Raw genomic sequence first — 11,670 nt, 5'->3', positions numbered from 1 at the left:
GAATTTAATTAGGTTTATTTCTTCACAATCTTAATTGTTTTGGTCTTACCTTCTGAAGTTACTTTTAAGAAATAAAATCCTGAAGGAACATTCGATAAATCAATTTCTGAATGCGTGTTATTGATTTTTTTCTCTAAAATAGATTTACCGGAAATAGAAATTATTTCGATTTTATCAATGTTTGAAGTATTGTCAACACTCAGAACATGTTGAATAGGATTTGGATAAGACTTAAAATTAGGCAAAACAAAATCCGGAGTCGAAAGATTGCCATTTAATTTTGCTGTTACAGCAAGTCGTTCCTTACTTTCAATTCCGTTGATTGTTTGCGAAGCATAATAAGTTGTTCCGTCTACAAGTACTGTTGTTAAAGGTAAAGGAGTTTCAGCAGCTAATTTTCCTGCTTTATTATCCAAAGGATTATGACTGCTATACCATTTTATGTTGTCGCCTTCAACAACAAGATCTGCTAAAGTTTGTCCCGGTTTAAATTCAAGTGTTAATTCGTCTTTTCCGTCTATCAATGGTGGTGGTGGGTCTACAGTTACATCAATTACATACACACCACAGCCATTTGTATCCCTTACAGTTATTTTATAATTTCCAAAATTAGGGACTTTAAAAACAGGATTAGACTGAAAATTAATTCCTTCTAAGGAATATTCATATTGGCCACTTCCTCCAATTGCTGTAATGGTTATTGTTAGATTTTCTACAAGAACATCTGCAATTAAAGGTGTAGGTTCCGTTATATAGGTCTGAAGTAATACTTTGCATCCAGTGGCATCGGTAATTTCGACAGTATAATTTCCCGCCTCTAAATTTGCGAAAACCATTGTCGATTGCTCACTTACTATCGGTGTTCCGGAAAGATCTTTAAGAGAATAAGTAAAAGGTAAATTTCCGCCAGATATATTTACTGTAATAGATCCATCTTTCATTCCAGAACAAGTTACATCTTTTTTTAATACGTCTGCAATGATTGGTTGATAAGCAACAAGGGCAACCATCAGTGAATAGACACAGCCTAAAGCATCTTTTGTATTTATCATGTACATTCCCGGTTCTAAATTGGTAAATACATTAGCAGAGCTATAAGAGCCTCCATTAAAGGCATATTGATAAGGAGATTTTCCTCCACTTCCCATAATAGTAAGAGTTCCTTTGGGGTTTATACAAGAAATTCCTTCTGTAGTTATAAGAGAAATCAAATAAGAGTTTAAAATTAAATTAAAATAATTGGTTGTAATAGTCCCAAGATTATCAATTCGGGCATAAATAGTTTTAGAATTTTCAGTACTGATATAGCTCGAAGGATTTGCAATTGCATTTGTATTGTTGTTTGCTTCTGCAAGACTTAAATGATAACTAATCGAGGTTTCAGCAGGATTTAGATTGCCCAATAATTCTGTTTTTCGAATTGTTAAGTCAAAATTAGTATCACCAGCACAATGTTCAATATTGGTAACCTGGGCATAAAAAACAGTAGTAAACAAGAAAAGAAAACAAAGTAGAGTTTTTTTCATAGTATTAGATTTGTTAAAATGGACTTAACAAATATATACAAAAAGTGATTCTACAATTGTATAAAGAATGATTTTCTCACAAAAACAACTTCAAATTAAATTTTCTTTAAACATGAAATCTTGAATTATAAAGTCTTGGAGTTATAAATTTCAAAAACTTAAATTTATAATTTTAGGTACAAATAATGATTGTAGTAATCAATAATTGCTTTACCTTCAAGCAAGACATCAGCACCAATAATACCATCAACCGCCTTTGATTTATAAGCTTCCAATGCTTCATTAACATGCGAAAGATCAAAAATGACCAAACTGAAATCTGCATTTTTCCAGCTTCCGATTTGTAAAAGATTGCTGGCCGAAATTTGCGTTCGCATACCGGTTCCACCAGCTCCTGAAGCTTTTGTTTTTGATTTTTTTGCTGTAACACTAAAAAGTTCAATACTTTCAAAACTTATACAAGTATTGGAAGCTCCGGTATCAAGAATAAAATTCCCCAAAATACCATTAATTTTAGCTTTTATCAAAAGATGCTGTGTTCTGGTTACTTTGAATTTTATTTTTTTGTAATTTTTTTTCCTAAGAGTCTCGTGAAGATTTTCCATTTTCGATAGTGATTGAGTATCAAAAATAAACCAATTACAGTCAATAAACTAATGATGTAATAGATATAATTTGATACTTTTTCTTCCTGTGATATTGAACCGTAATACACAAACGAGCTCCAGTAATACGGAGATTTCTTTGCATTCGAAATCGATTTGTCGTTTAAAAATGCAATTTTAGCATTGGCATTGGCTTCAAAATAAGGAACATCATTTTTGACATTTTTATAGAAATCAGTCATAAAAACCGATGTGGTATAATCGTTTACTTTCCATAAAGAAAATAGTAAATTTTGTGCGCCGGCAAACTGAAAACCTCGCGCCACACTCATCGCGCCTTCGGCTTTGTAGAGTTTACCAATTCCGGTTTCGCAAGCACTTAAAACCACTAAATCTGGATTGATGTTGAGGTTATACAATTCAGAATATAATATTTCCTGATCAGAGAATTTAATACTTGCCGGAGTTTCAACATCGCCGGAAGAAGCATGTGTACTTAAATGTAAAATGGAATAATTGGAAGCATTGTTTTTGAAATTTGAAAAACTCGCTCCTGAATTTTCTAAATATTTTCCTTTGAAATTACTTCGGATGGATTCTAATTCTTTCTTTGAATAAGTCAATTCAAAAGCCGTTTTTTCGAATATGGGAAAAATGCCCAAAACTGTTTTGTCTGAATTGGAAACCGGTTTTGAATTCAAATAAAAACTAGCCGAAGTATTGTACGCTATCTTGAAATCATTTAGCAAATAATGCATTTTGGCAAAATTTGTTGTAGAAGATTCCTGCGTTATCAAAGCTTCAAAAGGAAGAAAATTTAAAATTCCGTCGGGAATAATAATAAGGTTTTTGTATATTGTGTTTTGAGGTAATTTCAACATGTTGTAAAGCACTTTTCCGTATTTATTATATCCGGAAATATCGTTTGTAATAGCATCTGCTGAATTGAAATAATCTATAAATTGTGCAATTTTAGGAATTGCAGTATCTGTAATATTAATTTGCAGGAGATTAATTTTCTGATTTTGTAAAGTGAAATAAAACAAATTTTCATCACCCATAAAATAATAAACCATTACCGCTTTATTTTTTTCCAGTTTTGAAAGAAGAGCTTTTAAATCAAAGTTTTCAGAGGAAGAATTAAAATCGTTAGATTGATTTTTTTTCAATAAAAGCATCAATTCGTTTTGCTTTTTTATTGCCAAATTTATTTTTGAAATATTAGCTAACGCTCCTTTTTGCTGTTCTTTTAAAATGGAATTATTTAAGTTTTGAAGTTGCTTTAAAAGAGATTTTTCTTCTGCAGAAACACTTTTAATAGTCGAACGATAACGTCGCAAAATGCCAGATTTTGTTTTTTCTGACAATTGAAAAGCTTTTTCTATGTATTGAATTTTGTTTTCTTCCTGATACAATCGATCATAAATAGAAATACATTTTTCAGTACGATTTCTTGCTCTCATCTGGCTAATAATTTTGGAGTTTTCGTAAACCAAAATATTCATCATTAAATCTTCAATATGAAAAGAAAGGAGATAAGCCAAAAGTGCTTTTTTGGGTTGGTTTTTTTTGATAAAAATAGCAGCCTGTAGATCAAAAACATCTAATAAAACTGTTTCAGCATACAAATCATTTTGTTTTGGCAGAATGTTTTTTGAATTATAGTTCGGAATCAAAACTTTAAAAACAGCTTCAATTTCTTTAGAACTTTCAACATATTTTTGTTGCTCAAAAAGCAATAAAGCTTTTTCATAATATAATTTTGCGATTTGCCTTGGTTGTTGATTTGGAGTTTCAAAAAACAGTTTTTCTGCCTTTTTTAAATAAGAATTAGCAAGATCGTATTTTTGCCATCTTATGTTTAAAGAAGCTAAATTTCTGTAACAATTTGATAAAGTTTCTGATTGACCTTTTTCTTTTTCCAAATATTGAATTGCAGCTTTAAATGATTTCTCAGTATTATCAGTTGAATTTACAACAAATAAAAACTTATTTGAATTCAGCATATAGCTATTTCCCAGATTATTTAATAAAATTCCTTTCTGGACATTCGATAATTTCTCTGTTTTCAAAGTGTTCTCCAATAATTCAATAGCCAAAGAAGTTTTCCCGGAACTCTGATACACATTCGATAAATTCAAAATCGCAGCAAATTTTTGTTTCTGTGCGTTAGGATAATTCTTGGTAGTATTGACAATAAAGAAATATTGTTTAATAGTGTTTTCTGCACTGTCATAATCGCCTAAAACAGTATATAAATTGCCTAAAGGTTTAAGGCAAAATTCAATAATATCATAATTGGAAAGTTTCTTTTTCTGATAAATTTGCCAGGCTTTTTCATAACTCGAAATCGCTTTTTCCGTTTGCCCGAACTGGTTTTCATAATACGCTTTATTGCAATTTAAAATCACAATTGCCAATAATTCATCGCGAGTTTTTGGTTTAGAATTTTTCCAGAAATCAGCTTCAGTTTTGGATAAATTTTGTAACGCTTTCGCGGAAGGATGAGCAACAAAAACATCAATTGCATTATAAATTTTATCTTCTTGAGAAATAGATTTCTGCCCGAATAAAATCAGAGTAGAGAAGATGAAAATATAGCAATATAGTTTTGTCATAGCTTTTTGTTTCGCAGAGATTCGCAAAGTTTTTCACAGAGATTCGCAAAGTTATTTTTAAATTCTCTGTGCATCTCTGTGCATCTCTGTGCAAACCTCCGTGCATCTCTGTGGTATAACTTTTAAAACTTCCATATCCCATAAAACTGGAAATAATTAAAATTCTGTTCAAAATTGATTACGTATCTCGCACCCAAACTTGGACCAATTCTCGCAAAACCAGCTGTTAAATCAAACAAAAGCCCTGTTTTAATATCAGTAAAAGAATTTTTTACCGTGTTGGATGTTGTTGTTGTACTAATTAAAAAAACTTCTTTTTCAGCTTCAAAAGTTTCGGTTTTTATATTCTGATTTTGTTCTTCAGATACATTGATATTCCCCTGAATTCCGGCGCCAATACCGATGTAATTATTGATGTTGTACCGAATCAAAAGAGGAACTTCCCAATTGACATTTTTGTTTTCTGTTGCTGTCGTTGTTCGCACCAATTGTCTTACTCCATTTGCGTTTGTATTTATTTCATTTTTGATATCAACCTCACTATCATACTTATTCAAAGCATTAACCCATTCTGCCTGCCAATAAAAACGATACGATTTAAAAGGCGAAATCGTGGCACCCACAAAATAACTCGTCGATTTATCTAAATCAGGATATAAATTGTATCCGGCTTTTGCACCAATCGAAATTCCGGGCAAGAATCGGGTAGTGGCGTAATTGGTAATTATGGGTTCGTTTTTATCAAATATAATCGCAGTTCGGCTTCGGGTTTTTATTTTGTGAAAGTCTTCGGCAAACTTCATTGAATATTTTACAAAGCCTTTTGTAGAATCTTTTTCATGTACATTTTTCTGTTCACTTCCCGGCAAATAAATGTTTTTGAAAGTGAAGAAAATCTGTTTTTGTTTGATAATTGTATCCAGACAACTTACAGTTGGTTCTTCATCTTTTGGACAAATCGGACATTTTGGATACATGTCTTCGATCTGAAAAGTCTTTTTATCAAACATATCCGGAATGTCAGTTTCTAACCGAATCATTCTCGCCGGACCTTCGCCGTTGTTTTGAAAACGAGTTTTAAAATTCACTCTTTTAAAACGCACCAATCTGTAATTCATAAAACTTCCGTTCGATCCCATTTTGTTCGGGTCGTGAGAAGTCACAATCTCCATTTCCAGATTTTTAATTTTGTGGTTTTTATAACTTCGATTTGGAACAAAAATCCCACGCATCGTAACTGTTGCACTGGTATCTTTTATCATTTCCGGAGTGGTTTTGAAGGTGTAAAAGATATTGCGCGTTTCTCCGGGATTAGCATCATCAAATTCTAAAATATTGACATTATGATATAATTTATTGGCTTCTAATAACGAAGCATCCAAATCTTCTTCAGTAGTTGTATTTCGGTATTTTTTGAGTTTGATTCGATTTTCGGCGGAAGCCAGATAATTTTTAGAATCGTCCAAATCATCAACCGAAGCAACGGTGTTTTCTTTTACTTCGCGTTCGTTGGCATAGGTTCTAAAATCCACTAATTCAAAATTATTGTTTTTGAATTGCTTTTCATTATAAAACAAATACAGTTTTCCACTCGCTACATAATTCTCCAGATTTTGATAACCTACTACAACTACCATTTCCTGTTCCGGAATAGGGTCACAATTTTTAATTATCGCAAATCCATTTTGATCTTCTATTGATGCAATGTCTTTATAATTCGTATCCGTTATATCGTTTATGGCGACTTTTTTAGGTCGCGTTGCCGGTGGTTTTCCGTTGTCATAATTGTTAGTTACAGCCAATCGGGTAGTGTATGTCCCTTTATTTTTATAGACATGTTTAGGTTGGGCTTCTTTACTGTAATGACCATCGCCAAGTTCCCATAAATAGGAATAACTTGGTTTTGGCGCACCCGCAATCGGAATTAAAGGCGGCGTTTCGGGTTTATAGTTTACAACGTTTCCGTTTTGAATAAAACCAATCGTGGCTCTTCGGGTTATGGTGTCTTTTACTTTGGTTTGTCCTATTAAGAGAATAGAAAATAGAAGAAAGAAAATAGACAAGAGTGGTTTCATAGCTAGTAATTTTTTAGCCTTAAAATCATCAGAGTTAATTTTAAAACTGGATTAAATGTAAAAAAAAGTGATGAGCAAATCACCACTTTTTCTTAAAAGTATTTTGTAAGTTACTGAATAGCATTGATTGCGGCTACCAGTTGTACTTCTGTTCCAACAACAGTTTCTGCAAGTGTAAAAGTGTAAACATCGTTTGCAGCAACGGTTACGGCTTTTATTGCATAACGCCAATTGCCATTGTCTTCAGTCACAAAAATCACGTGACAAGCCAGTCCAATTGGAATTTGACCATAGTGTTCGCTGAATAGTCCAGCAGTAGTGTATGTATCTAATTTAGCCAATGCATTGGTTCCTTCACCGTCATAAGAAAGATAAACGGCACTGTTATCATTGTCATAACCTTCCGGAGCATCCACAAGAATCGTTGTTTTTGGTCTTGGATCGCTGTAAAAACGATCCACATTTGTCCATCCAAAGTTTCCAAAAGTTACATAATAGTTGGCGCCTTCGCCCTGAACACCGCCTTTTCCGCCATTGGCTTCTTTATCTTCTCTCCAGGCTAGTTCCCCTTTTTCGTCGATTACACCAGCCCATAAAGTCATGGCATTGTCCAAACCATCAGTTAAAGCAGTTGGAATTATCATACTCATTGAACAAGAATTTTGAAGCTCAACACCGCCCTGAGTGGCCTTGATGAAGATTTCTCCTCCGGAAATCAGTAGGCTTTTCTTTCCGTCAGGCATAATTCCCATTGTTGGTTTGTTGGTTACCAACATATTTCCTTTGTCAAAAAGTTCAATGTATTCGATATCGACAGTTCCTGCTACCGCATTTCCGTTTTTGGTCAGACAGTTTCCATTGATGTTTACTTTTACTCCTTTAGCTGAAGTAAAGGTTACCATTCCGTCTCCGGCTGTAATAGTAAAGTTTTGCGTGTTTCTTTTAAGTCCTTTTTCGCTAATGCTTTTAAAAGCGGCTGATGTTGGTGGGGAAATAATAATATCATCGCCATCAGTGTTGGTATCACAACTTACTAAAGTGATAATTAATAAAAATAAAAGACTAGTAGTTTTAAATTTTGTGTTCATGATTTCTGGTTTTTATAAATCTGTCTTGATGATTCAAGCGGTTTCAGATTCAGGTTGTTAATTTTAATTTTATATTCTTATATCAACTCACTAATAAAATTGTTACCCCCGTTTTTTATTTTTTTTATTTATGCGGAGAGGCATTTGTCTTCAAAGAGATTTCCGTCTTCGTCGACTGCGACAAGTATGTTTTTCTTCCGCGAAAGTGTAACAATTAAATACAGCCAGACAAGAGACCATAGTCCAAATGTGAGGCAAGTCAAGAAGAGATGAAAAGAATGTTTGATAGCCCTTTTTTCTTTAGATAAAACCACATAAGGTAGTTTTTCGTTGTGTTCGATAATGACAAAACCATTTCGTTTTTTGGCTGAAATCATTTCGTAAAACTGATCGAGATTTTGTTTGTTTGTGAATTGATACGTTTCCATTTCTCTTAATTATTTTGGTTTAAAAGATTATTGTACTCCTATATCAACTTGATTTTGTAATTGTTACCCCATGAAATGAAAGTTATTTCAGATTCTTTTTCTAAATTAGCTATCAAAAAGTTTTTTTATGGGCGCAAATAAAATTCATCCTGACCAAATGTATATTGAAGGGCTTGCTGCAAATGATTCGGCAATTATTCAGTCTATTTATAAAAAGTTCGTTCCAAAGGTCGTTTTTTTCGTCATGAATAATTCCGGCGATAAAGACCAGGCGCAAGACATTGTTCAGGAAGTGATGTTATTGCTTTTTAATCAGGCGAAAACCAATACCCTAAAATTAACCTGCCCGTTTGACGCCTACTTCTTTCTATTGTGCAAAAGAAAATGGCTGAATGAGTTTAAAAAAACATCTAATAAAGGGGTAACAATTCATGAAGATATAGTATCTATGAATGAATCTGCAATCGAATTAATTGGACAAACAGAAGAATTTGACGAAAGGCAACAGCTTTTTGATACGATGTTTCAGAAACTAGGAGACAAATGTCAGGAACTCTTAAAACTGAGTTTTTCAATTAAGTCGATGGAAGAAGTGGCTGAAAAACTTAACGTGACTTATGGTTATGTCCGTAAAAAGAAATCGTTGTGCGTAGGTCAGTTAACGCAGTGGATTCAGGAAGCTAAAAATTTTAATTCTCTAAAAAACAATTAGTCATGAACGAAGAACGCTATATATTATTTGATCAATATCTTCAAAGCGAAATGACTGCTGCTGAAAAAACTGATTTTGAAAAACAATTAGCCGAAGATCCGGAATTTGCATCAGAATTTGAGACTTTTAAAGTAGTAGAGCTTCAATTGCAAAATAAATTTGGATTTGAAGCCGAAAGAGAAGCGTTTAAGAAAAATCTGGATCAGATTGCAGAAAAGCATTTCAATAAAGAAAAACCAAAAGTAGTATTGATGCGTCCGTGGTATTTAGCGGCGGCGGCCTCTGTAATTATTTTATTCGGATTGTTCTTTTTTGACTACAATCAGAATCCGTCTTTTAATGATTACAATCATCCAGGGCAAGCTCATTTTACAGAAAGAAGCACTACGGATATGCATCTCTTACAAGCCGAAAAAGCCTTTAATAGCAGAAAATTTAAAGAGGCGATTCTGTTTTTTGAGATGGCTTTAAAAGACAACAAAACACCAGAAGTTCAATATTATTATGGTGTTTCTTTATTAGAAACCAGTGAATACGAAAAAGCAGAAGCTGTTTTTAATGAATTGAAAGCCACAAACCCTGTTTATAAAGACAAAGCGCGTTGGAATTTAGCTATAATGAAATTGAAACAAAAAGATTATAAAGGCTGCAAGCAAATCCTGCAAACCATTTCTCAGGATTATGAAGATTATGATGAAGTTCAGGAGCTTTTGAATGCCTTAGATTAGAAGTTATTTCACAGAGATACAAAAAGAATTTTACCACAAAGTTCGCAAAGAGTTTACGCAAAGATTCGCAAAGTTTAATTTCTTTGCGTTCATAGGGTAAACTCTTTGCGAACTTTGCGGTTAGACATTTTTCGTCTTTACGTAAAACCGTAATTGAATTCGAATTTTAATAATTACATTCGAACTTATTTTGCCAAAACACCCAAACCTATTGTAACCTAACGTTTATTTAATGAAAAAAATTACCCTCTTTTTTCTCTTAGTTTTTACACAAATTACCTTTAGCCAGGCCAAAATCACAGAAACTGAAAAACTTGCCGCAACTTGTAAAGTTTGGGGTTTTCTAAAATATTATCATCCAAAAGTAGTCAAAGGCGAATTAAATTGGGATCAACAGCTTCTCGATATTTTACCAAAAATTGATAAGGCACAAACCAAGGCAGAGTTCTCTTTAATTCTGGAAAACTGGATTGATGATTTGGGAGTTGTACCAGAAATTGCGCCAATTGCGATTCCGAAAGATGTTGCGTTTTTCGATAAAAATTTCGATTTAAGTTGGTTTAACAATAAGTTATTTTCGAAAAAATTTTCGAAAAAATTGAAATTTATTGAGGAGAATAGATTTCAAAGCAATGAAGAATTCGGGATGGGTTTTGATGGTTTTAAAAATGTTAGAAATTATTTTGATCTTGACTATAATAATAAAAATTCCAGGCTACTTATGCTGTTTGCTTATTGGAATGTTATTGAGTATTATTTTCCATACAAATATGTAATGGACCAAAAATGGGATCTGAGTTTTGATCAGGCATTGCCTTCTATCCTTGATGCTAAGACAGAAACGGATTTTTATATTGCGCTAAAAAAATTGACTACCAAACTTAATGATAGTCATGTCGAAACTTCAATATATGGAATGTCCGGCAGAGGATCGAATTTTTTTCCTGCGAAGGGTAAAGTAATTGACGAAAAATTGGTTGTTACTGAGATCTTAGGCGATAGTTTGGCTGAGGCAGATAATATTAAAATAGGTACCGTAATTACCAAAATAAAGGGTAAAACAATAAAAGAGTTAATTTTAGAAAACAGAGAACTAATCTGCGCTTCCAACGAAGACAAGTATTTAGACAAGGTGATAATCCCTATTTTAAGAAGTAATTCTGAAAATGTTGAAGTAGAGTTTTTAAAGGATGGCAAGTACGAAACAAAAGCAATGATTTGGACCAATTATCATGATTCCCATAGAAATGAATTTAAAAAGGGAGCCATGAAAAAAAGGGAAAAATTTAAACTTTTAGATAATAATATTGGCTATGTCGATATGGGTGTCATAAAAGTTAGACATATCCCTGATATGATTGAGACCTTAAAATCTACAAAAGCAATTGTTTTTGATATGAGAAATTATCCGAATGAAACATGGAAAGAGATTTCAGATTTTTTAAATGCACAGGAAAAGGAATTTTGCAAATATACAGAGCCCTATTTAAATTATCCTGGGCGATATATATGGACAGAAGGAAGAAAATGTGGATTTGAAAATAAGGATCATTATAAAGGAAAAGTTATCGTATTACTAAATGAAAAATCTTTAAGTCAGTCAGAATGGACGGCTATGTGCTTTCAAACGGCACCAAATACTACAATTATAGGTAGCCAAACGGCAGGAACGGATGGAAATGCAATTGATATTGATTTTAAAGGTTTTCATTCCAGATATACCGGCTTAGGGGTGTTTTACCCAGACAGACGCGAAACACAAAGAATCGGTATCGTTCCGGATATTGAAGTAAAACCAACCATAAAAGGAATTCAGGAAGGAAGAGACGAGGTTTTAGATCGCGCTTTGCTGTTTGTTGAAACTGGAAAATAATACATAGTTTGTTAGAC

The 11,670-nt window shown here is 33.0% G+C and carries 9 protein-coding genes; 3 read left to right on the top strand and 6 right to left on the bottom strand.

From position 1 onward, the window contains the following. Positions 1 to 14: 14 nt before the first annotated feature. The 6 genes from Q7C23_RS00730 to Q7C23_RS00705 form a co-directional block, all read right to left on the bottom strand. Positions 15 to 1,526 carry a T9SS type A sorting domain-containing protein gene (locus Q7C23_RS00730; RefSeq protein WP_375030729.1) on the bottom strand — a complete coding sequence of 504 codons (1,512 nt, stop codon included), beginning with the start codon at positions 1,524 to 1,526 and terminating at the stop codon, positions 15 to 17. A gap of 164 nt (positions 1,527 to 1,690) precedes the next feature. Then, positions 1,691 to 2,131, bottom strand: coding sequence for a retropepsin-like aspartic protease (locus tag Q7C23_RS00725; RefSeq protein ID WP_375030728.1), 441 nt, complete (start codon positions 2,129 to 2,131; stop codon positions 1,691 to 1,693). Next, positions 2,083 to 4,749, bottom strand: coding sequence for a CHAT domain-containing protein (locus Q7C23_RS00720; protein ID WP_375030727.1), 2,667 nt, complete (start codon positions 4,747 to 4,749; stop codon positions 2,083 to 2,085). Before Q7C23_RS00720 ends, Q7C23_RS00725 begins: the two co-directional genes overlap by 49 nt. A 122-nt stretch (positions 4,750 to 4,871) precedes the next feature. Beyond that, the gene (locus Q7C23_RS00715) at positions 4,872 to 6,824 is read right to left on the bottom strand and encodes a PKD domain-containing protein (protein WP_375030726.1); all 1,953 of its coding nucleotides are present in this window, start codon (positions 6,822 to 6,824) and stop codon (positions 4,872 to 4,874) included. Between the two features lie 110 nt (positions 6,825 to 6,934). Next, entirely contained in the window at positions 6,935 to 7,912 is a 978-nt protein-coding gene (locus tag Q7C23_RS00710; protein ID WP_375030725.1) for a hypothetical protein, read from the bottom strand. A 128-nt stretch (positions 7,913 to 8,040) separates the two neighbouring features. Continuing rightward, entirely contained in the window at positions 8,041 to 8,340 is a 300-nt protein-coding gene (locus Q7C23_RS00705; protein ID WP_375030724.1) for a hypothetical protein, read from the bottom strand. A 127-nt stretch (positions 8,341 to 8,467) separates the two neighbouring features. On the opposite strand from Q7C23_RS00705, the gene Q7C23_RS00700 reads away from it, so the two are divergent. The 3 genes from Q7C23_RS00700 (at position 8,468) to Q7C23_RS00690 (ending at position 11,653) form a co-directional block, all read left to right on the top strand. Then, complete coding sequence (locus tag Q7C23_RS00700) at positions 8,468 to 9,052, top strand: RNA polymerase sigma factor (RefSeq protein ID WP_375030723.1); 585 nt, start codon at positions 8,468 to 8,470, stop codon at positions 9,050 to 9,052. A gap of 2 nt (positions 9,053 to 9,054) precedes the next feature. After that, a complete protein-coding gene (locus Q7C23_RS00695) occupies positions 9,055 to 9,780 on the top strand; it encodes a tetratricopeptide repeat protein (RefSeq protein ID WP_375030722.1) in 726 nt (241 codons plus the stop codon). A gap of 232 nt (positions 9,781 to 10,012) precedes the next feature. Next, on the top strand, positions 10,013 to 11,653 hold the full coding sequence (locus Q7C23_RS00690) for a S41 family peptidase (RefSeq protein ID WP_375030721.1): 1,641 nt from the start codon (positions 10,013 to 10,015) through the stop codon (positions 11,651 to 11,653). Positions 11,654 to 11,670: the final 17 nt, after the last annotated feature.

The sequence above is a fragment of the Flavobacterium sp. LAR06 genome (assembly GCF_041946075.1).
Classification (GTDB): Bacteria; Bacteroidota; Bacteroidia; order Flavobacteriales; family Flavobacteriaceae; genus Flavobacterium.
This window is presented reverse-complemented; position numbering and strand designations above follow the sequence as displayed.

Coding starts and splice junctions, on each gene's coding strand:
- Q7C23_RS00730 (WP_375030729.1), bottom strand. CDS start 1,526: ATGAAAAAAACTCTACTTTGTTTTCTTTTCTTGTTTACTACTGTTTTT.
- Q7C23_RS00725 (WP_375030728.1), bottom strand. CDS start 2,131: ATGGAAAATCTTCACGAGACTCTTAGGAAAAAAAATTACAAAAAAATA.
- Q7C23_RS00720 (WP_375030727.1), bottom strand. CDS start 4,749: ATGACAAAACTATATTGCTATATTTTCATCTTCTCTACTCTGATTTTA.
- Q7C23_RS00715 (WP_375030726.1), bottom strand. CDS start 6,824: ATGAAACCACTCTTGTCTATTTTCTTTCTTCTATTTTCTATTCTCTTA.
- Q7C23_RS00710 (WP_375030725.1), bottom strand. CDS start 7,912: ATGAACACAAAATTTAAAACTACTAGTCTTTTATTTTTATTAATTATC.
- Q7C23_RS00705 (WP_375030724.1), bottom strand. CDS start 8,340: ATGGAAACGTATCAATTCACAAACAAACAAAATCTCGATCAGTTTTAC.
- Q7C23_RS00700 (WP_375030723.1), top strand. CDS start 8,468: ATGGGCGCAAATAAAATTCATCCTGACCAAATGTATATTGAAGGGCTT.
- Q7C23_RS00695 (WP_375030722.1), top strand. CDS start 9,055: ATGAACGAAGAACGCTATATATTATTTGATCAATATCTTCAAAGCGAA.
- Q7C23_RS00690 (WP_375030721.1), top strand. CDS start 10,013: ATGAAAAAAATTACCCTCTTTTTTCTCTTAGTTTTTACACAAATTACC.